Raw genomic sequence first — 21,564 nt, forward strand, 5'->3', positions numbered from 1 at the left:
TTGAACCAGGCTGTAAATATAAAAATATATTTCAGTTTTTTGTTTTATAATGGCAAATAAGAACAAACATTTTTCACTACAAGGTTGTAGTAATGAATTAAATAAGAAAAAAGTACTACTAAAATTAAAATTGATAAAGGGTGAAGCAAAATTCAGATTTAGACAGCCTGCGTCACTTTTGTTTTACGATTTATGGATTAATCAGTAGATTCTCTTTTTATTAGATGCGTTTCGATTACCTCTGTTGTGTAATTTTCATTTTCTTCCTCATCATCATCTTCATGTTCTGCTTCGAGTCTTTCAATAAGCATTTTAGCTGCTTTATTACCCATTTTTTTTCCGCTTTGGCTTACTGTTGTAATGCTTGGGGTTGAGTATTTAGAAATAATTCCGTCAGTAAAAGCGATTACGGCAAGATCTTCCGGAACTTTTAGACCCATTTTGTTTGCTGTTTTAATAATGGTTACGGCAAAAAGCTCATTTACGGCAAAAACTGCATCAAAAGCCCTATCGTGTAAAAGCTGGCTGATTGTAATTTCGCAGGTATCTACGTCTTCAATTTTTATGATTAAATCTTCGTTGAACGGGAGTCCGTTGTCTAATAATGCTTTTTCATAACCATCGGTTCTCAGTTTCCCAACACTTACATAATCAACAGTTGTTACAAGGGCTATTTTTTTTCTTCCTTTATCAATCAAACTCTGGACCGCTTCGTAAGCTGCAGCTTTGTCGTCAATAATTACTTTATCGCATAAGATATCATTTGTTACGCGATCAAACATTACAACCGGCATTCCCTGATTGATAACCTCCGTGATATGATGAAAATCGCCTTTGAACTGTGTTTCTTTAGAAAGCGACATGATAAATCCGTCAATACTTCCGTTGGCTAACATCTCCATGTTTAATACTTCTTTATCAAAAGAATCATCCGATAAACAGATTACTACACTGTAACCATTTTCATTGGCAACCTGCTCGATTCCATCAATCACGGTAGAGAAAAAATAATGTACAATTTCCGGAATGATAATACCAATACTTTTGGTTTTTCGGTTTTTTAAACTAAGGGCAATGTTGTTGGGTTTATAGTTGTAAAATTTTGCAAAAGCCTGAACTTTCAATCGGGTTTCTTCACCAATTTCAGAGCTGTTTCGCAATGATTTTGAGACAGTTGAAATCGATACATCCAGCTCTTTTGCAATCTGTTTTAGGGTTACTTTTCGTTTCATCGTGCTAATTTGGAAAAAATGTTATTGATAATAAAGGTATTGTAAATTTTCATAAATCATAATTTTATTCCTAAAAAATGAAAATAATATACAAACTTTTCAACACTACCACGTTTTCGTAACTATTTGCGAAATGCCTCATGTCGAGCATGTTAATTATTTCCTAATCTTTGGACCTCGAAGTAAATTAAAAGCTTAACTAACAATCACTAACTCAAACTAATTTAAACAAAAAGTATGAAAACAATTTCGAAAAAGTTGTTATTTTTATTCCTGCTGTTACCGTTTACTATGCTCGCTCAAAGCACATTAAAGGGTACAGTTGTCGACAAGGCGACAGGACAACCAATCCCGGGGGTAAATGTAAATGTACAAGGTGCTCCTGGAGGAACATCGACCGGATTTGATGGTAATTTTGAATTATCTAATGTAAAGAACGGAAACAAAATCCTGGTTTCCTTTATTGGATACAAAACAGCAACCGTTGACTATAACGGACAAAAAACACTAAACATTTCACTAGAAGAAGATACCAATCAACTTAAAGAGGTAGTTGTGCAGGTAGGTTACGGTACCGTTAAGAAAAAAGATGCAACGGGATCTGTTTCCCAAATTTCAGCAAAAGAATTTAATAAAGGTATAAATGTAACTCCTGAAAGTCTGATTAGTGGACGTATTTCGGGTGTTAATGTTATTGGAGGAGGAGCTCCGGGAGCAAAAGCAGATATTAGAATTCGTGGTGGTTCATCATTAAGTGCTTCTAACGAACCATTAATTGTAATAGACGGACTTCCTATGAGTAATGCTGTTCCGAATGGTTCAACAAGTATTTTGTCTACAATTGATCCAAATGATATTGAATCTTTTACCGTTTTAAAAGATGCATCTGCAGCAGCTATCTACGGATCCAGAGCGGCAAATGGTGTAATTGTTATTACCACCAAAAAAGGAACCAAAGGCGGTATTAAGGTAAATTTTAACTCTCAGGTTGGTATTAATACAGTTGCCAATACAGTAGATGTTTTAACGGCTGATCAATTTCGTGCTTTAGTAAATGAAAAAGGAACTGCAGCTCAAAAAGCTTTGTTGGGAACAGCAAATACAAATTGGCAGGATGAAATTTTTCATACAGCTTTAACAACAAACAACAACATATCTGCAAGCGGTACTTTATTTAATAAATTACCTGTGCGTTTATCTGTTGGAAATGTGGATAATCCCGGAATCTTAAGAAACACATCTTTTGAGAGAACAACTACATCGATATCATTAAATCCGGTTTTATTTGACAATCATTTAAAAATTGACATTAGTGGTAACATAGCATTTGGAAAAAATCAGTTTCAGGATGAAGGTCCGGTTATTAGCGGCGCCATTACTTTTGATCCTACACAGCCTGTTCATCAAGCGGGTTCTCGTTACGGAGGATATTTCGAATGGTTAGAGCCAACAGGTAATTTGCCTTTATTACCGGCAAGAAACCCGGTTGCAAGATTAAATCAGGATGAGCGTAAAGCTACATCTACCAGAAAATGGGGAAATATCAGATTAGATTATAAATTACATTTTTTTGAAGACTTAAGAGCTGTTGTTGAGGCAGGTATCGATAAATTTGACAGTAACGGATATACACAAGTTAGTACAGAAAGTGCCTTAGGATATCAGCCAAATGTATTTAGCAGTGGTAATTGGGTTAATGAAGGCGGATACATTCATTATACAGATAATCGCCAAAACAAAAACTTAAATGCTTATTTTAACTATACCAAAGATTTAGGCAAATTCAAGATAGACGCAACTGCAGGACATAACTACCAGATGTTTGAAAGAGAAGGATATGATTCCGGACAAACGAGGCAGCCGGATCCATTAGAAGATGTAACTACAGATGCTGACATTAATCTACAATCGTATTTTGGACGTTTGAACTTAGGCTATGACAGCCGATATTTAATAACTGTAAATTATAGAAGAGACGGTACTTCCCGTTTTTCTGAAATTTACAGATGGGGTAATTTTGCCGGAGGTGCGTTTGCATGGAATGTAGCTGAAGAAGCATTTTTAAAAGATAATGCTACTTTGTCAAACTTAAAATTAAGAGTTGGATATGGGACTACAGGTCAACAGGATATTTCTGCTTCTTATGATTATCTAAGAAGAGTAACATTAGGAACAATTAATTCACAATATGTCTTTAACGGAGTTGTCTATTCAGTTGCAAGACCAGAAGGTTATAATGAAAATATCAAATGGGAAGATTTAGCAGAATTTAACGCAGGGATAGATTTTGGATTCTTTAATGATAGAGTAACGGGAACTATTAATTATTTTGATAAAAAATCAAGTGATCTTTTGGCAGAAGTTGCTGTTCCTGATGGAGCGAATATAAGAAACAGAGGGTTTAATAATATTGGAAGCGTAAGAACAAAAGGAATTGAATTTAATATTCAGTCTGATATTATTAAAAATGATAAACTAAATTGGAATCTTGCTTTTAATACCACTTATATTGATCAGAAAATATCAGATTTAGGAGCTACCGTACCAGGATTTCAAGGATATATTACAGGAGATATAATTGCTGGTGGTACAGGAAATCAGGTATTAATAAATTCTGAAGGCTATGCGCCAAATTCATTTTTTGTATTTGAACAATTATATGATGCTAATAAAAGACCAATTCAGGGAGCATACGCTGACAGAAATGGGGATGGTGCTATAAATGATGCCGATCGTTATAAATTTCATAAACCTACAGCCGATTATACTTTTGGATTATTCTCAACTTTAAACTACAAAAAGTTCGATTTTACAATGAACTGGAGAGCAAGTTTAGGAAACTATATTTATGATAACGTAAGCTCTGACAAGGGATATGTTGAAGCAGGTTTAAGAAGACAAACTGACTTGTCTAATATTACTACTGATTATTATAACACAGGATTTACAACTGAAAGTAATTCAAACGGAACGCAACGTGTTTTTTCTGATTATTTTGTAAAAGATGCCTCTTTTATAAAATTAGACAACATTGTACTTGGATATACTTTCGATAAAACATTAATAAAAGCCGCTTCATTAAGAGTTACAGCTGGTATTCAGAATGTTTTTGTCCTTACAAAATATAATGGTTTGGATCCTGAGAAATTTAATGGTATAGATAACAATGTGTATCCGAGAGCCAGAACATTTTTGTTTGGAGTAAATGCAAATTTCTAATAGTACATTGAAAATAAAATTTAAAAAAATAAATAAAATGAAAATATCATTTAAATATATATCTTATTTTCTCCTATTGATTTTAGGATTAAATATGGCACTTACTTCGTGTACGAGCGACTTAGATGTTACTCCTGAAGATGATGATGAATTTCTTTCTGAAGATTTCTTTAAGGATCCGGCTTCATACAAACAAGTATTGGCCAAGCTCTATGCAGGGTTGTATGTAGGAGGAAATGATGGTGACGGTCGCCCGGATATTTCAGGTCTTGGAGGTGATTTTAGCAGTTATTTGAGGTTATTGTTTGTTACACAGGAATTCCCAACAGATGAAGCTATTGTGGCCTGGAATGATGATGGATTACCTGCTATAAATGGTCAAAGATGGAGTCCTAGCAATCAGTTTTTATATGGAGTTTTTTCGAGAGCTTTTTACGAAATCAGTGTTGCAAATGAGTTTCTAAGACAAACCACTGACGATAAACTGACTGCAAGAGGAGTTGATGCAAGTCTGAAAGCTGAAATTGCAACTTTTAGAGCTGAAGTGCGTTTTTTAAGAGCTTTTTCATACTACAATTTGATGGATTTGTTTGGGAATGTGCCAATTACTACTGAAGCTGATCCTGTTGGTTTCTTTTATCCTCAACAGAAAACAAGAGCAGAAGTTTTTGCTTTTATCGAATCAGAATTAAAAGATTTGGATAACAGTATGGCTGCTTCAAAAACAAACGAATATGGCAGAGTGGATAAAACTGCTGCTAAATTTTTATTAGCTCAAATTTATTTAAACTCTAAAGTGTATACAGGTACAGAAAGAAATGATGAAGCTGCTACTTTGTGTAATGAAATCATAACAAGTTCAGGATATACTTTTGCTAATGTTCCTTACCGTTATTTGTTTTCAGCTGATAATGATCGAAACGGAGCTCAAAACGAGTTTATCTTTCCAGTTATAAGTGACGGAAACGCAATTAGAGCTGTTGGTGGTGGTATGAGTTTTATTCTCCATGCTTCTATTGGTGGTAAAATGGATGCAGCTGCACAAGGAATGAATGGTGGCTGGGCAGGTATCAGAACAAGAAAAGAATTCGTTCAGTTATTTCCTGACGAAACTGCTACCGGTGATAAAAGAGGAACCTTTTTTACGACTGATCAAACTTTAGATATTGCTGATTTTGGAATATTTGCTAATGGATATGCAGTTACAAAATATACCAATGTTAACTCTGATGGCACTGCCGCACAAAGAAATGATGTTCCTGATACTGATTTTCCAATGTACAGATTGTCTGATGTCTATTTAATGTATGCAGAAGCAACTCTTAGGGGAGCTTCTACAGGAAATATTACAACTGCTTTAGGTTATGTAAATAAAATTAGAGAGAGAGCTGGTAACGGTGTTATTTCTGCTTCAAGTTTAACTCTGGATTTTATTTTAGATGAAAGAGCAAGAGAATTGTTTTGGGAATGTCACAGAAGAACCGATTTGATTCGTTTTGGTAAATTCACAGGAGGATCTAAAATCTGGCAATGGAAAGGTGGCGTTAAAAATGGTAGTGCTACAGATTCATACAGAGACTTAATGCCAATTCCTTCAACAGCTATTCAGGCAAACCCTACTTTAAAACAAAATCCAGGATATAACTAATCTTATAAATAATAATAAAATGAAAAATATATATAAAATTTTAATCGCATTCGTTGGTGTTTTAGCAGTTTCATGTAATGCAGATGATGTAGAAAACAGACCTGTTATAGAAGCAGTTACTGAACCGGTATTATTGACTCCACAATCTGACTTTAATATTGTTCTTACTAAAGCAGCAGAAAACGAAATTGCTACAACTGTAATTTGGGATGATGCCAAATATAGTGGTACAGCAACTGTAGTAAATTATACGATTGAGGTTGCAAAAGCAGGAACTAATTTTGCTGCTCCTGTTACAGTAACAACAACAACATCTCGTTATAGAGCTTTGACAGTATCAGAACTGAATTCTGCTTTGGTAAATGGTGGTTTTATAGAAAAAGAAGAGAATAGTGTTGATATTCGTATCAAAGCTACTGTAGGCATTGGAGCAGAAGCACAGTATTCTAATTCTTACACTTTTAAAGCAACTCCTTATCACACGCCATTAGCAACCTCTCATTGGTTAGTAGGAGCGGCTACTCCGGGAGGATGGACTTGGGATGGTGACGCTGAAACTGAGTTCCCTTTAGTTGTTGGTCAGACCAATGTTTATCAGGTAACAATCGTGCTTAAAAACGGGGAAGCTTTCAGAGAATTTTTAGCAAATAACTTTACAAGTAATGATAACTGGGGTACAAGCAATAACTATACTCATTATTCATCATTAGGATATACTATCGATTCAGAATTAGAAAATGCTGGTGACGGAGATAGTAACTTTAGATATACCGGACCAACTGGACCAAGAGTTTTAAAAATTGACAATGTTGCAAAAACAATCACATTAGATTAATTTTTTGATGTAAAAATGTAAAAAGGCTATCTGCGGATAGCCTTTTTTAATCGAATTATCTAATCTTAATCCTTATGAAAAAAACTTTACTAACACTATTCTTTTTGATGTCGGCTGCTGTTTTTGCCCAGGTACAAAACGTAACCTCTTCAATAAGTCCTAATCCTTTTGAAGAAACAAACGCCATTACCATTACTATAAACGGAAGCAGTATCAATGAGACTACCTGGGGAATTGCCGGAACTCACGAATTATACATGTGGGCATGGGCTTTTGACACCAATGACACTACCGCAAAAGGAACGCCAAATAATGGCTCATGGACAGCTTCAAGCGCTGCAAGTATGTTTACTTATAACGCCGGGACAGACACTTATACCAAAACCATTACTCCGGCTACGTATTACAATGCAACAGGAATTGGCAGAATTGGTTTTTTGGTCAAAGCCAAAGACGGAACCGGCGATAAAAAATCGCAGGATATTCTGGTCGAAGTAGGTACTTTTCAGGTTACGCTTACTGCACCGGTAGAAAACAGTTCAGCCATTTTAACGTCAGGGGCTAATTTTAATATTACTGCTACAAATACTAATGGTGTTGCAAGTTATGTATTAAAATCAAACGGAAATACAATTAATACAAATGCAAGTACAGCCAGTTATTCCTTTAGTCATACCAACATCACTATAAATCAGAGTTATGAATTATTGGTAACACAGGGAGCAACAACAATTTCAAAAAAGTTTTCGGTTATTGTCAATCCTAATACCGTTTCAGAAGCTATACCTGCTGGTTTAGCTGATGGAATCAATTACAACACAGCCGATGCTACAAAAGCGACTTTAGTTCTGGATGCACCTTTAAAAGATTTTGTTTACGTTGCCGGAAGTTTTAATAACTGGCAGCCTTCATCGACCTATGCCATGAAAAAAGATCCGACTTCAGGGAAATTTTGGCTTGAATTATCAGGACTGGTTTCGGGAGCAAATAATACTTTTCAATATTGGGTTGGAGATGCAACGCCATTGGCTAATTCGCCTTCATTGGTTAAAGTGGCAGATCCCTATTCTACCTTGGTTCTGTCTCCTTATGATGACGGTTCGATTCCTGCCGCAAATTACCCAAACATGCCGGCTTATCCATCAGGGCAGCAATTTGAAGTAACGGTTTTAAAAACCGGACAAACACCATACAACTGGCAGGTGACCAATTTTACAAAACCTGAAAAAGATAAATTGGTAGTGTACGAAGTTTTGGTTCGTGATTTTGATGCCAACAGAAATTATCAAAGCCTGATTGACAGAATTGATTATTTTAAAAATCTGAAAATAAACGCTATTCAATTAATGCCGGTAATGGAATTTGAAGGCAATGAAAGCTGGGGTTATAATACTTCTTTCCACATGGCTTTAGATAAATTCTACGGAAGTTCTGATAAACTAAAAGAACTTATTGATTTATGCCACCAAAACGGAATCGCAGTTATTCTGGATGTGGCTTTAAATCACGCCTTCGGAAGAAATCCGATGGTGAGAATGTGGATGAATGATCCTGACGGAGACGGATTTGGATCACCAACTACTGAAAATCCTTATTTCAATACAGTGGCAATGCATAGTTATAATGTTGGTGAAGACTTTAATCATCAGTCCATCAGAACTCAAAATTATGTGAAGCGTGTTGTAAAACAATGGGTTGAAGAATATAAAATTGACGGTTTGCGTTGGGATTTAACCAAAGGATTCACTCAAAATTGTCCTTCAAATGTTGCAGGCGGACAAGAGCCGTGCACAGGAAATTTCCAACAAGACAGGGTTGATGTTTTGAAATCATATGCAGATTATTCATGGAGTCTGGATCCTACACATTATACTATTTTCGAACATTTAGGAACTGATTTGGAAGAGCAGCAATGGGCAAATTACAAAATTGCAGAATCGCCAAGTAAAGGAATCATGATGTGGGGAAATCTGAATAATGCTTATAATGAATTGTCTATGGGATATACCAGTAATATCTCAAGAATGACAAGTTCAAGCCACGGTTTTACTTCAAATCGTTTAATAGGTTATGCAGAAAGTCATGACGAAGAACGCCTGATGTATAAAAATATCCAATACGGAAATAGTACAAATTCTGCACATAATGTAAAAACCTTAAGCACGGCTTTATCAAGAATGTCGGCTATCGGTGCGGTTTCATTATTAGTTCCGGGGCCAAAAATGATCTGGCATTTTGGAGATTTAGGCTGGGATTCTTCTATTTTCACTTGTAACAACGGAACTGTAAATGATGCTTCGGCGACGATTTCAGGAGATTGTAAATTAGACACAAAACCTCAGCCTCAATGGACAGGAAACTGGCTCGGAAATACTGCTCGAAGTAAAATTTACAACGATTGGGCCAAAATGATTACCCTAAAAACCAAAGAGCCTGTGTTCTCAGGGACTGCAACAATGGCCAATACAAGCTCTTTGTACCCAAATATTAAAATTACCAATGCTGCTTTAAATTCTACTCAGCTTAAAGATATATTAATTATTGCCAATTTTAATGTAACAACACAAAACGTTGCCACTGGTTTTTCATATCCGGGAACATGGTATAATTTGATGGACAACTCTACAATAAATGTTACCGATGTGAATGCTGTAATAAGTATTCCGGCAGGTGAATTCAGAATTTACGGAAATAAACAAGCCAGTCTGGCTATTGAGGATTTTGAAAAAGGAAATTCAGTGAGTTTGTATCCAAATCCGGTTTCAAATTATTTTACATTGAACTTTACTGCTGTAAAAGTTGAAATTTATGCCCTAACAGGTCAGTTGGTAAAAAGTTTTGCAACCAATGGACATCCTGATTTTCAATTTGGCGTAAGCGATTTAAAACCGGGCTTATATATTGTAAAAGCGCTTAATGATAATAATGAAGCACAAGTTATAAAGTTTATTAAAAAATAAATTTTTGGTTAGTTTAGTAATGCAAAAAGGCTGTCCTTGTATGGACAGCCTTTTGTTTTTTTATTGTTTTAGAGATTAGTTTTCTTTGTCATATTCTCCTGTTAACGAAAAGTATCCAAAAACTCCCAGTCCCAGAACAATTAATGGAGTCAGAATAAACAGGATGATAATCCCAAATACTAAATCCTCCTGCTGGTCCGATAAAAATTTTGGCAAACCAAATTCAAAAACACAAAAATAGGCAGCAGCAATTGCTAATACGATCCACAGAATTCCTAAGGCTCTTTTTATAAAATTCATTTTCAGCAGATTAAAGGTGAGAGTTTTTATTTTTATTATCGATATAAATCATTCCAATTACAAAGCAAATCGAGGCAATCACGATAGGATACCAAAGTCCGTCGAGATAAAAGTCCTGTTTTCCTGCTGCTTTTGAATGAGTCACAAAATAAGTCGAAATTGCAGGAAGCAAACCTCCAAAAATTCCGTTTCCAACATGATACGGCAATGACATTGAAGTGTAACGAATTTTTACCGGAAACATTTCCACTAAAAAGGCCGCAATTGGCCCATAAACCATAGTAACAAATAATACCTGTATAAATACTAAGAAAATCAGACTCCATTCATCACTCGAGTTAATAGTGACAGAGGTAGTAACCTGAGCCTCTTTTTTAGCAGCGAAATGCGTCTTTTTTTCAATTGAAACGGTTCCGTCTGTAAATTCTTTATGAGTAGTGTAAACAGAATCTTTAGCAGCAGTTAATTCAACTGTCGTTTTTATTTTTTCTGTAATTTCAGTTTTTAGAGCAGTATCTGTTGTGGTGTACATTGCCTTGTAAATGGGTCTGTACAGCAAAATAGCAAGCAGCATTCCGCCCATCATAATGTATTTTCTTCCTACTTTATCGCTCAGCCATCCAAATATAATGAAAAACGGAGTTCCTAATAAAAGTGCAATTCCTAATAAGGTATCAACCTGAGAAGAATCTATGTTCATTACCGTCTTCATGAAACTCATGGCATAAAATTGTCCGGTATACCAAACAACACCCTGCCCCATTGTAGCTCCAAATAAAGCAAGTAGAACAAACTTTAAATTGTAACGGTTTCCAAAACTTTCCTTTAGCGGACTTGCACTTGTCGTTCCTTCTTTTTTTGCTTTTGCGAATTCAGGAGATTCATCCATATTTTTTCGGATGAGGTAAGAAACACCAACCATAACAATAGAAACCCAAAACGGAACACGCCATCCCCAGGTATCAAAATCTTCAGCTGAAAGAACTGTTTTTGTCGCCAGAATTACCATCAGTGAAATAAACAAACCAACGGTTGCAGTGGTCTGAATCCAGGATGTCCAATAGCCTCGCTGTCCTTTCGGGGCATGTTCTGCAACGTATGTGGCTGCCCCTCCATATTCTCCTCCAAGCGCTAATCCTTGTAGTAAACGTAAAATTAAAACCAATAAAGGAGCCATAAATCCAATAGTTTCATAACTCGGAATGCATCCTATTAAAAAAGTAGAGCCGCCCATTAATAATAAGGTAGCCATAAAAGTATATTTGCGACCAATAATATCTCCAAGTCTTCCAAAAAATAAAGCTCCGAAAGGACGAACTACAAATCCAGCTGCAAAAGTTGCCAATGTTGATAAAAATGCTGCGGTAGGATTGTCACTCGGAAAAAATTTTGTTGAAATTACAACGGCCAAACTTCCAAAAATATAGAAATCATACCATTCAATCATTGTTCCCATTGAAGAGGCCGAAATCACTTTCCAAATGCCTTTTGTCGAAGTTTTACTCATAAAATAAATTTGTATTCTTAATAATTATTAAAAGATAAAAATATAGTTTTACGAATATATAAGATATTTTTTTATTTAGTTGGTACTTTTTTTAACAAAAGGATGTTAATTGTTTATTTTACACTTTAAGCATGGAGAAAGTTTCAGAAAATGAAGGGAAATTTTGATTGTTCCACAAGTCTTGGGATTGATTCCTTACCGGAAGAGGAATTTAGTAAAAACAAAAAACCCGAATATTGCTATTCGGGTTTTGTGGTACCTCCAGGGATCGAACCAGGGACACATGGATTTTCAGTCCATTGCTCTACCATCTGAGCTAAGGTACCTTGCTTATTACATCACTTATTCTATTTTTGTAGCCTTGGGTGAACGTGTTTGCGGGTGCAAAGATAGAATCATTTTTCGTTTATCCAAAACATTTTTTTAAAAAAATCAATTCGTACCTTCGCACAGGTAAATTAGTAAATATGGTTTTAACAGTTGATGTTGGGAATACCCGAATTAAAGCGGCTGTCTTTGAGGAGGATACTGTTCTTGAAAGTTTTGTTTTTGAGAAAAATGAGCTTGAAAAAAAAATTGAAAAAATTTTAAAAAAATTTCCAAACTGCTCTGATTTGGTCATTGCATCGGTGGGAAATATTGAAAAACACTCTTTTCTGATTTTCGAAAACCTGCTTAATATTCATTTTTTGACAGATAATGATGTTTTTCCGTTTACAAATAAATATGCGACTCCAAAAACTTTAGGGATAGACAGAATGATTTTGGCAGCAGGAGCAACTTTGCAATTTCCTAAAAAAAATAGATTGGTGATTGATGCAGGAACATGTATAACCTACGATTTTATCGACGAATTTGATAATTATTTAGGAGGGGCGATCTCGCCGGGTTTAAGATTACGTTATGAAGTATTACATAACTATACTGCCAGGCTGCCTTTGTTGGTTTTGGAAGAGCCTGAATCCTATATAGGTGACACTACTGCACAGGCGATACATTCTGGGGTTGTGAATGGTTTCGTCTATGAGATTGACGGTTTTATCGATGAATATCGCACAAAATTTTCAAATTTTATAATAATTTTAACGGGAGGAGATACAGATTTTTTGGCTAAACGATTAAAAAATACCATATTTGCCAATTCAAATTTCTTGCTTGAGAGTTTGAACCAAACATTTCAATATAAAATCGACAATGATTAAAAAAATTATACTAAGCGCTTGTTTGCTTATTTCGTTCGTTTCATTAGCTCAGCAAGGTACTGCATCTCCATATTCTTTTTACGGAATTGGTGATGTAAGATTTAAGGGAACCTTAGAAAACAGGTCGATGGCAGGTGTTTCGGTAGAACAGGACAGTATACATTTGAATGTAGATAATCCGGCAAGTTATGCCAGTCTGATACAAACTACTTTTACTGTGGGAGGGACTTATGGAACTTCAAAACTAAAAACGGATACTCAAACAGCAAGTGCTACAAGATCAACTTTTGATTATTTACTTTTAGGCATTCCAATGGGTAAATTTGGAGCAGGATTTGGTTTGATTCCGGTTTCGTCAGTTGGGTATAAAATCAGGGATGACCAATCGGATGATGTAAATGGAAAAAGCAGTCAATATGAAGGAAAAGGAGGTTTGAATAAAGTTTTTTTGGCATTGTCATATAAAATAAAGCCAAATTGGAATGTAGGTGCTGATATGCAGTACAATTTTGGAAAAATTGAAACTACCAGTATAGAGGCGCTTACAGGAGTTACAAGTGCTACAAGAGAAATTAATACGTCTACGTTAGCCGGAGTTAATTTTAATGTAGGGACCATGTATCAAACTAAAATCTATAAAAGAACAGAATTGTTTACGAGTTTGGCCTATACATTTGGAAGTAATCTGAAATCAGACAATGAAAGAACCATTGAGGTAGATGGTGAAGCAACTACAATAAATGAATCGGATAGATCTACTTTAAATTTACCAAATAAAATAACTATTGGCGCAGGTATTGGAGAAGCAAGAAAATGGCTTGTAGGTACCACGGTGGCTTTTCAGGGGAATGGTAAATTTGAAAACTATTATAATACACGTGAAGACGTGCATTATGAAAAATATGCAAAATATGCCATTGGAGGGTATTATCTTCCAAACTATACCTCATTTACAAGTTATCTTAGCAGAATTACCTATAGAGCAGGTTTGAAATATGAAAAAATTGGTCTTGTGGTTAATAATGAATCAATAAAAGATGTTGGTTTTAGCTTAGGAGCAGGTTTTCCTATCACTGGATCTTTTTCTAATGTGAATTTTGGAATTGAATACGGTAAAAAAGGAACAGTTTCATCAAATTTGATTCAGGAAAATTATATAAATTTCAGTCTTAGTTTCTCTTTCAATGATAAGTGGTTTGTGAAAAGTAAATTCAACTAATGTATAAATTTATGTTTTTATAAGCTCGATAGAATTTACTACATTTGGCGAATGAATTTACCAAAAAAACATAATATTATAACCGTTGTCACAGTTTTTGCTGTGACACTGTTTTTTGGTTGCGAAAGTAATTTTAAAGAAGTTCAGAAAATTAATTATTCAGAATTTTTTCCTGGAACTGATGCGGATACAATCAATATAAAATACACAGATTCGGGTCGTATAACCGGTGTCTTAAAAAGTCGTAAAATGCTGGATTATGCCAGCGTTGATTTTCCTTTTACCGAATTCCCTAAAGGTATTGACGTTACACTATATGATAAAAAGCAAAAACGTACTTTTATCGTATCAAATTATGCTGTTTCATATAAAGATACCGGGATAATTGATTTGCAGGGAAAAGTAAAAATTACTTCAGAAGCCGGGCAGGTACTTGAAACGGAACAATTATACTTTGATCAGAAAAACGAATGGTTTTACACTGAAAGAAAATTTAAACTGACAGATGCAAAAGGAATTTCGAATGGTCAGGGAATAGATTTTAGTAAGGATTTTAAAGTCATAAATTCACAAAGAGTAAGTGGAGAGATTGAAGCAGACGAAGATTAAAATATAAAATTATGGGTTACTTAAAATACACACAATACGTTTACTTATTAATTGCAATTGCATTTATTTATGACGGTATTACAAAGCTAAATGAAACCGGTGAAACCCCATGGTTGAGTTTTTTGATAGCAGGAGTAAGTATTTTTATGTTTTTCTTCAGGAGAAAGTTTTCTAAGAAATTTGACGATCATTATAAAAAACAGTAAAAAATGGAGATCAGTATTATAATACTATGTTTAATACTATCAGCCTTTTTTTCAGGAATGGAAATAGCATTTGTTTCCTCTAATAAGATTTATCTTGAAATAGAAAAAAAACAAAATAATTTTGTTTCCCGCATATTAACAAAACTTACCGAAAAACCATCAAAATTTATTGCAGCAATGCTTATTGGAAACAATGTAGCGCTGGTTGTTTATGGTTTTTTTTCCGCAGATTTGATTCTGAAATACATTGCAAATTTTGGTTATCAATTTTCTGATTACACAAATTTGTTTCTTCTTACACTATTCTCCACTTTTTTTATTTTAATAACGGCAGAATTTTTTCCAAAGGTTTTTTTTCAGATTTATGCCAATTCTTTAATTAGGATTTTCGCAGTTCCGGCTTACATTTTTTATCGGTTATTCTATTATATTTCAACCTTTTTCATCTGGATTTCTGATTTTATTCTCAGAAAATTTTTTAAGACACAAGGAGATCAGGTACAATTGTATTTTAGTAAAATTGAGCTCGGGAATTATATCACTGAGCAGATGAATGCTGTTGAAGACAACGAAGAAGTAGATTCTGAAATTCAGATTTTTCAAAATGCATTAGAATTTTCAGGTGTTAAGGCACGTGATATAATGACTCCCCGAACAGAAATTGCAGATATAGATTTGTTTGATAATGTTTCTGATCTGAAAGAATTATTTATAGAAACAGGGTATTCTAAAATTATTGTGAGTCAAAATTCTTTGGATGATATTGTGGGTTACGTGCATTCTTTTGATTTGTTTAAAAAACCAAAAACAATAAAATCAGTTTTGATGGCAGTCGAGTTCGTGCCGGAAACAATTTTGATAAAAGATGCTTTAAGCTTACTGATCAAAAAAAGAAGAAATGTGGCTGTTGTTCTGGATGAATACGGAGGGACTTCCGGAATTATTACAATAGAGGATATTGTAGAAGAGCTTTTTGGCGAAATTGAAGATGAGCATGATCTGGACGAAGAATTGATTGAGCAGCAATTAAAGCAAGGCGTTTATCTTTTTTCGGCGAGGTTAGAAGTAGAATATTTAAATGAAACCTATAAATTACAAATTCCTGAAAGTGATTCGTACGGAACCTTAGGAGGGTTTATTGTAGATTTTACCAAAGATATTCCCCAAAAAGGCGAAAAAATCAGCATTGAAAATTATTTTTTTGTAATAGAAGAATGTTCCAACAAGAAAATTGAATTAGTAAAAATGACTATAAAAGAATAATTTTTTAATAATTTAAAAAAAAAGGCGAAAATAAAACACTAGTTGTATTGTTATTAACCAGATAATTGTATTTTCGCAAACTGAATATAAAATTAACGATAATAAAAATGGCAGTTTTAGCAAAAATTAGACAGCGTTCCGCATTATTGATAGGTGTTATTGCACTTGCTTTATTAGCATTTATAATACAAGATCTTTTTAATAGCGGTACTTTTAGTCAAAGTTCAAAAGATGTAGGAAGCATCGATGGAAAAGATATTTCATTTGAAGACTTTAGAGTTAAAGTTAGTAATGTGGAAAAAAGTGGGCAAGGAATTACTTCCACTGAAGCTGCAAACAGAGTATGGGATCAGGAGGTTTCAATTGCATTATTATCAGCTCAGTTTGATAAATTAGGATTGAGAGTTGGAGAAAAACACCTTTTAGAAGTTTTAAAAGCAGATCCTAATATTGGTAAAAACCCAATGTTCTTAAATGCTGCAGGTATGTTTGATATTGCTAAATTCAAAGAATACTTTAAAGCAAATCCTGAAGCAGCTCAGTTTATTACTGAAAAAGAAAAAGATGCAACATTAAATGCTAAATTTCAAATCTATAATACTCTTGTAAAATCAGGTCTTTACACTACTGCAAGTGAAGGAAAGCTGAAATATGAAATGGAAGCAAACAAAGTAAATTTTGCATATGCTGCCGCATTATATTCTTCTATTAAGGATAGTGAAGTGAAAATTTCTGATTCAGAGATTGTGGATTATATGAAGAAAAACGAGAAAAAATTTAAAGCAGATGCAACTCGTGAAATTCAATATGTTTTAGTAGAGGACAAGCCTTCAAAAGAAGACGAAGCTGACATTAAAGCTAAAATCACTTCTTTATTAAACGGAAGGGTAGAGTATAATGCTAAAACGGGTAAAAATGATACATTACCAGGATTTAGAAGCGCAACAAACATTGCTGAATTTGTAAACGCTAATTCTGATGTACCTTATGATTCAACTTATATCGCTAAAAATTCTTTACCAGCAGTTGATGCAGATAAATTATTCAGTTTAGCGCCGGGTCAAATTTATGGACCATATGTTTTTGGAAAATATTATGCTATTTCTAAATCTTTAGGATTTAAACCGGGAGTGAATGCTAAAGCAAGTCACATTTTAATTGGTTATGAAGGATCTCAGACTCCAAACCAAAAAGAAAAAAGAACAAAAGAAGAAGCTAAAGCTAAAGCTGAAGGTATTTTAGCTCAGGTTCAGGCTAATCCGGATAGTTTCATGATGCTTGCTTTTACAAGTTCTGATGATTCCTCTGCACAGCAAGGTGGTGATTTAGGATATTTTGGTCCAAACCAGATGGTAAAGCCATTTAATGATTTTGTATTCAGTAACGGAATTGGAAAGGTTGGTTTAGTTGAAACTCCATTCGGATTTCATATTATTAAAATCACGGATAAGCAAGATGGAATTCGTTTAGCTACAATTGCTCAAAAAATTCAGCCTTCTGAAGCTACTTCTGATAAAGTATTTACATTGGCTACTAAATTTGAAATGGATGCTGCTGATAAAGATTTTAATGCTACAGCTAAACAATTAGGATTAAAAGTTGAAGCTCCGGTAACAGCTAAAGCAATGGACGAAGCCTTTGGTCCATTAGGAAATCAAAGAAACATTATAAGATGGGCTTTTGATAAAGAAACCGGTAAAAACGATGTTAAACGTTTTGAAATTGCAAACATTGGGCACATTATTGCACAATATAAAGGAGAGAACGAATCAGGTTTAGTTTCTGTTACATTGGCAAGACCTTATGTAGAGCCAATTCTGAAAAACAAGAAAAAAGCTGAGATATTAAAGGCTAAATTGACTGGTTCAAGTATCGAAGCTATTGCTAAAAACGCTGGAGTTAAAGTACAACAGGCAACAAACGTTACTATGGATAACCCTACTTTGCCAGGAGGTGTTGGTCAGGAGCCTAAAGTTGTAGGAAATGCATTTGCTTTATCAGCTAATAAAGTTTCTGCTCCAATTGAAGGAAATACAGGAGTATATGTGGTAAAAAACATCAGTACTATTAAAGCACCTGCTATTGCAAATCATGCTGAATATGTATCGAAAGTAAAAGCTCAAAGTGCATCTGATGCAAGCAGAATTTTGCCTGCTTTGAAAAGCAATGCTAAAATTGAAGATAATAGACTACAATTTAATTACTAAATTTTAGTAAATAACAAAAATACAAAACCCGAAACGTTTTAAATGTTTCGGGTTTTTTCTTTGTTAAAAAATTACATGTAAGATTTTTACTCATCAATACATGCCCATTCTCTTAAGTTACATAGAGATGATCGAAATATGATTTAAAAAATTTGGGATATTCAAATTATTGCATTTAATTTGTCAGAATTTTTGTTTTAACAAAGTAAATTTTGCAAGAGGATGACGGATAAATGTTTTAATAATCAGGTATTTAATTTGTTTTATGTTTAAGTTTTTTAGAAGAAAAGCTAAAGTATATTCCAAAATTGAAAATCATATTTTTGGCATTATAACTGAACTTTTAAAAGTTAGCAGTACTGACATAAATGTTGATGAATTAGGAGGTAAATACTATCTAAGTAATGAAGAGCAACATTTTAAAGTTACTATACTAAGTAACGATTATGTTATCAGGCTGACCAATACCCGTGATTCTGTTGCTGAAAAATACGATAAAGTTTTTGTAGAAGATGTTTTGAAGGCTGTAAAGGAAGAAAAGCATCGCAGAATGGAACTGGTATATGATTCCATTACAAACAGTATAGAAAAAATGGCTGAGCGTTTGCATAATACGCTTATTGAATCAAATGAACTGGAAACCCAAAAGGTTCGTAAACTTGAAACCAAGCATACTAAAAATAAGAGAGTAAATTATTAGTCCGTTTTTTTATTTTTGTAAAATCATTTGATCATAAGAAAGAATAGTTTCATACCCTTTTGATTGAAAATAAGCTTTCGGATCTTCTTTAGAAACTACCATCACAAAATCGCCACCCCAGGCACCAAGACTTTTAATAGCCCCATTAAAATCCGGAAATGTCATTTCTTTAATAGTTTGCAGTTCGAGTATATCACTCAAGTGTATTTCGTGATTTTCTAATGTGCAGGCAAATTCTTTTAATGTTTTTGAATTGACAACAGCGTCAGTAATTTTATTATTGTCAATTATATTTTGGGATAAATGATTGTTTTTGTTGTTATAATAAGCATTTATAGCTCGTTTACTGCTCTGCTTTTTATTTAGATAAATAAAATAAATGTTGTTGGTGAAATCAGGATTAAAGCTTATCTGTTCGACAACAGGTAAATTGTTTTCTAAGCGATAAATAATTGGAGTGTCATTTTGTGCACAGGCAATATCGTAACCACTGCCTCCAAAACTGTTTTTTAGTAAGGTAAAAGCATCGATTTGTGTCCATTGGGCAATATTGTTCAATAGGGTGGAGGATGTGCCTAATCCCCAGTTTTTAGGAAAAGTAAGTTCTGTTTTTACCAGATATCCTTCTGCGTTATCAATAAAAGCAGGGTTTAACAAATATGCTTCGTGTAAAATAGTAATTAAGGTGGTTTTTACCGTTTCGGTTACTGGATTTGGATTGGTAATGATTTCGTTAAAAGAAATAGTGTCTTCGAACCAGATTTTTTCATCTGCATTATAACTTTTCCATTGAATTTCCTGATTTGAGCCGTTTTCTACAATGAGGTTTTGTCCAAATTTTGTTGGTAATGCAAAAGCTTTTGCTCCATCGAGGACTAAATATTCTCCTGTGATTAAAAGTTTTCCGTTACTGTAAAAGGTTGTTGACATATATTTTTTTTAGCCCCGATAGTAGTGTAAATCCTTTTGTGGCGGGGTTAGCCACAAAAGATTACTTCGTCAGTTCGCTGTCGCTCGGGTGTAACGGATAGCGGGATTAGCTTCTAATTATTTTCTTAAATTTTCAATAAACTCCACAACTGCGCTATGTGAAACTGCGGTTTTTTTGAAATGTGCTTTGATTAAACGACGCTCCTCATCATTGGCTTCAAACTGATTGATGATGTTGTTTAAGTGCATTTTCATGTGGCCTTCCTGAATTCCGGTTGTTGTTAAAGAGCGTAAAGCTGCAAAGTTTTGTGCTAAACCTGCTACGGCAACAATTTCCATTAATTCTTTGGCAGAAGGCTTTTGAAGAATTTCTAAACACAATTTTACTAACGGATGTAATGAAGTTAATCCGCCTACGGTACCTAAAGCAAGTGGAATTTCGAGCCAGAAAGTAAAAATACCGTTTTCTATTTTAGCGTGAGATAAACTTGAATATTGACCATTTCGGGAAGCATAAGCATGAACACCGGCTTCAACTGCCCTGAAATCGTTTCCTGTTGCGAGTACAACAGCGTCTACACCATTCATAATTCCTTTGTTGTGAGTCACAGCTCTGAAAGGTTCGGCTTCGGCGATTTGAACTGCCTGTACAAAACGCTGGGCAAAATCCTGAGGATTGGTAATATGTTTTTCTGTTAAATCTTCGATTGGACAGGAAACCTCTGCTCTTACAATACAATTTGGAACGTAATTAGACAAAATGCTCATAACAACCTCAATTTCTAAATCTGCATTTTGAGCTTCTTCTTTTAAAGTAGTAGCGAATTGTTCTAAACAAGAGTTGATAAAATTGGCTCCCATGCTGTCTTTGGTTTCAAAAGTGGCATGAAGCTGAAAATAATTTTCAAGTAAATTTCTTTTGTCTTTTAACTGTATATCCAGGATTCCTCCACCACGTTGCTGCATATTTTTGGTAATGCTTTGCGTGTCTGAGAAAAATTTTGGTTTAATTTGATTAAATAATTCTTCCAGTTTCTGAGCATCTCCGTTAAAAGTAAAATGAACCTGGCCTATTTTTTCAGTATCGATCACGGTTGCCTTAAACCCCCCACGTGTTGCCCAATATTTTGCAGATTTTGAAGCTGCAGCAACAACTGAACTTTCTTCAATTGCCATTGGGATGGTTTTGTAGTTTCCATTAATTAAAAAATTAGGAGCAACTCCAAGCGGAATGTATAAATTGGTAATGGTATTTTCTATAAATTCATCATGAAGTTGTTGAAGCTTTTCGTCTGTATTCCAGTAATTTCTTATAATGCTTAAGGCTTCATCTGGATTTGAAAAGTATTCATTTGCGATCCAGTTTATTTTTTCTTTTTTAGATAATTTAGAAAATCCGGCAACAGCGTTGTTCATTCTCAGTTTATTAAGTAGTTTTATTGCAGCAAAGATACCATTTTAAGAGTTTTGTTTTAAATGTTTTTTTAAATGAATAAGGTTTGAAATTTTATTTTTTTAACATTTAAC

General features: G+C 34.2%; 16 protein-coding genes and 1 tRNA gene. 11 read left to right on the forward strand and 6 right to left on the reverse strand.

The genetic code is table 11. The annotated features are described in order from the left end of the window. Positions 1-197: 197 nt before the first annotated feature. Positions 198-1,232, reverse strand: coding sequence for a LacI family DNA-binding transcriptional regulator (locus DMB68_RS11360; protein ID WP_110346784.1), 1,035 nt, complete (start codon positions 1,230-1,232; stop codon positions 198-200). Positions 1,233-1,469: 237 nt separating this feature from the next. On the opposite strand from DMB68_RS11360, the gene DMB68_RS11365 reads away from it, so the two are divergent. From DMB68_RS11365 to DMB68_RS11380, 4 genes are all read left to right on the forward strand, one after another. Further along, complete coding sequence (locus DMB68_RS11365; RefSeq protein ID WP_110346785.1) at positions 1,470-4,451, forward strand: SusC/RagA family TonB-linked outer membrane protein; 2,982 nt, start codon at positions 1,470-1,472, stop codon at positions 4,449-4,451. Positions 4,452-4,488: 37 nt separating this feature from the next. Then, complete coding sequence (locus tag DMB68_RS11370) at positions 4,489-6,099, forward strand: RagB/SusD family nutrient uptake outer membrane protein (protein WP_110347088.1); 1,611 nt, start codon at positions 4,489-4,491, stop codon at positions 6,097-6,099. 19 nt (positions 6,100-6,118) lie between these two features. After that, a complete protein-coding gene (locus tag DMB68_RS23560; protein ID WP_196783700.1) occupies positions 6,119-6,934 on the forward strand; it encodes a SusE domain-containing protein in 816 nt (271 codons plus the stop codon). Positions 6,935-7,008: 74 nt separating this feature from the next. Beyond that, positions 7,009-9,894: an alpha-amylase family glycosyl hydrolase gene (locus DMB68_RS11380; RefSeq protein ID WP_110346786.1), complete on the forward strand. Its 2,886-nt coding sequence runs from the start codon at positions 7,009-7,011 to the stop codon at positions 9,892-9,894. Between the two features lie 75 nt (positions 9,895-9,969). On the opposite strand, the gene DMB68_RS11385 is transcribed toward DMB68_RS11380, so the two are convergent. The 3 genes from DMB68_RS11385 to DMB68_RS11395 all read right to left on the reverse strand — a co-directional run bounded on the left by DMB68_RS11385 (position 9,970) and on the right by DMB68_RS11395 (position 12,027). Further along, positions 9,970-10,194, reverse strand: a complete 225-nt coding sequence (locus tag DMB68_RS11385) for a DUF6814 family protein (RefSeq protein ID WP_031454172.1) — start codon at positions 10,192-10,194, stop codon at positions 9,970-9,972. A 10-nt stretch (positions 10,195-10,204) separates the two neighbouring features. Further along, complete coding sequence (locus tag DMB68_RS11390) at positions 10,205-11,701, reverse strand: MFS transporter (protein WP_110346787.1); 1,497 nt, start codon at positions 11,699-11,701, stop codon at positions 10,205-10,207. A 253-nt stretch (positions 11,702-11,954) separates the two neighbouring features. Beyond that, positions 11,955-12,027 (reverse strand) — tRNA-Phe (locus tag DMB68_RS11395). 141 nt (positions 12,028-12,168) lie between these two features. Here DMB68_RS11395 and DMB68_RS11400 point away from each other — a divergent pair. The 7 genes from DMB68_RS11400 to DMB68_RS11430 all read left to right on the forward strand — a co-directional run bounded on the left by DMB68_RS11400 (position 12,169) and on the right by DMB68_RS11430 (position 19,107). Then, positions 12,169-12,903 (forward strand): type III pantothenate kinase, encoded by a 735-nt coding sequence (locus DMB68_RS11400; RefSeq protein ID WP_110347089.1) that lies wholly within the window; start codon positions 12,169-12,171, stop codon positions 12,901-12,903. After that, positions 12,896-14,122, forward strand: a complete 1,227-nt coding sequence (locus tag DMB68_RS11405; protein WP_110346788.1) for a hypothetical protein — start codon at positions 12,896-12,898, stop codon at positions 14,120-14,122. The genes DMB68_RS11400 and DMB68_RS11405 overlap by 8 nt, the downstream gene beginning before the upstream one ends. 51 nt (positions 14,123-14,173) lie before the next feature. Next, entirely contained in the window at positions 14,174-14,731 is a 558-nt protein-coding gene (gene lptC / locus DMB68_RS11410) for an LPS export ABC transporter periplasmic protein LptC (RefSeq protein WP_110346789.1), read from the forward strand. Positions 14,732-14,742: 11 nt separating this feature from the next. Then, positions 14,743-14,937 (forward strand): hypothetical protein, encoded by a 195-nt coding sequence (locus DMB68_RS11415; protein ID WP_110346790.1) that lies wholly within the window; start codon positions 14,743-14,745, stop codon positions 14,935-14,937. Between the two features lie 3 nt (positions 14,938-14,940). Then, positions 14,941-16,200 (forward strand): hemolysin family protein, encoded by a 1,260-nt coding sequence (locus DMB68_RS11420; RefSeq protein WP_110346791.1) that lies wholly within the window; start codon positions 14,941-14,943, stop codon positions 16,198-16,200. Between the two features lie 107 nt (positions 16,201-16,307). Further along, positions 16,308-18,407 carry a peptidylprolyl isomerase gene (locus DMB68_RS11425; protein ID WP_110346792.1) on the forward strand — a complete coding sequence of 700 codons (2,100 nt, stop codon included), beginning with the start codon at positions 16,308-16,310 and terminating at the stop codon, positions 18,405-18,407. A gap of 265 nt (positions 18,408-18,672) precedes the next feature. Further along, complete coding sequence (locus tag DMB68_RS11430) at positions 18,673-19,107, forward strand: hypothetical protein (protein WP_110346793.1); 435 nt, start codon at positions 18,673-18,675, stop codon at positions 19,105-19,107. 9 nt (positions 19,108-19,116) lie between these two features. On the opposite strand, the gene DMB68_RS11435 is transcribed toward DMB68_RS11430, so the two are convergent. Continuing rightward, entirely contained in the window at positions 19,117-20,037 is a 921-nt protein-coding gene (locus DMB68_RS11435; RefSeq protein WP_110346794.1) for a GYDIA family GHMP kinase, read from the reverse strand. 117 nt (positions 20,038-20,154) lie between these two features. After that, positions 20,155-21,453, reverse strand: coding sequence for a hydroxymethylglutaryl-CoA reductase, degradative (locus DMB68_RS11440; RefSeq protein ID WP_110346795.1), 1,299 nt, complete (start codon positions 21,451-21,453; stop codon positions 20,155-20,157). Between the last annotated feature and the right edge of the window lie 111 nt (positions 21,454-21,564).

The organism is Flavobacterium hydrophilum, from assembly GCF_003202405.1.
Lineage (GTDB): Bacteria > Bacteroidota > Bacteroidia > Flavobacteriales > Flavobacteriaceae > Flavobacterium > Flavobacterium hydrophilum.

Excerpts from the sequence above, each read along its gene's own strand:
- DMB68_RS11430 (WP_110346793.1), top strand. The coding sequence starts at position 18,673 with ATGTTTAAGTTTTTTAGAAGAAAAGCTAAAGTATATTCCAAAATTGAA.
- DMB68_RS11370 (WP_110347088.1), top strand. The coding sequence starts at position 4,489 with ATGAAAATATCATTTAAATATATATCTTATTTTCTCCTATTGATTTTA.
- DMB68_RS11400 (WP_110347089.1), top strand. The coding sequence starts at position 12,169 with ATGGTTTTAACAGTTGATGTTGGGAATACCCGAATTAAAGCGGCTGTC.
- DMB68_RS11380 (WP_110346786.1), top strand. The coding sequence starts at position 7,009 with ATGAAAAAAACTTTACTAACACTATTCTTTTTGATGTCGGCTGCTGTT.
- DMB68_RS11385 (WP_031454172.1), bottom strand. The coding sequence starts at position 10,194 with ATGAATTTTATAAAAAGAGCCTTAGGAATTCTGTGGATCGTATTAGCA.
- DMB68_RS23560 (WP_196783700.1), top strand. The coding sequence starts at position 6,119 with ATGAAAAATATATATAAAATTTTAATCGCATTCGTTGGTGTTTTAGCA.
- DMB68_RS11390 (WP_110346787.1), bottom strand. The coding sequence starts at position 11,701 with ATGAGTAAAACTTCGACAAAAGGCATTTGGAAAGTGATTTCGGCCTCT.
- DMB68_RS11405 (WP_110346788.1), top strand. The coding sequence starts at position 12,896 with ATGATTAAAAAAATTATACTAAGCGCTTGTTTGCTTATTTCGTTCGTT.
- DMB68_RS11420 (WP_110346791.1), top strand. The coding sequence starts at position 14,941 with ATGGAGATCAGTATTATAATACTATGTTTAATACTATCAGCCTTTTTT.
- DMB68_RS11440 (WP_110346795.1), bottom strand. The coding sequence starts at position 21,453 with ATGAACAACGCTGTTGCCGGATTTTCTAAATTATCTAAAAAAGAAAAA.
- DMB68_RS11415 (WP_110346790.1), top strand. The coding sequence starts at position 14,743 with ATGGGTTACTTAAAATACACACAATACGTTTACTTATTAATTGCAATT.
- DMB68_RS11425 (WP_110346792.1), top strand. The coding sequence starts at position 16,308 with ATGGCAGTTTTAGCAAAAATTAGACAGCGTTCCGCATTATTGATAGGT.
- DMB68_RS11360 (WP_110346784.1), bottom strand. The coding sequence starts at position 1,232 with ATGAAACGAAAAGTAACCCTAAAACAGATTGCAAAAGAGCTGGATGTA.
- DMB68_RS11435 (WP_110346794.1), bottom strand. The coding sequence starts at position 20,037 with ATGTCAACAACCTTTTACAGTAACGGAAAACTTTTAATCACAGGAGAA.
- lptC (WP_110346789.1), top strand. The coding sequence starts at position 14,174 with ATGAATTTACCAAAAAAACATAATATTATAACCGTTGTCACAGTTTTT.
- DMB68_RS11365 (WP_110346785.1), top strand. The coding sequence starts at position 1,470 with ATGAAAACAATTTCGAAAAAGTTGTTATTTTTATTCCTGCTGTTACCG.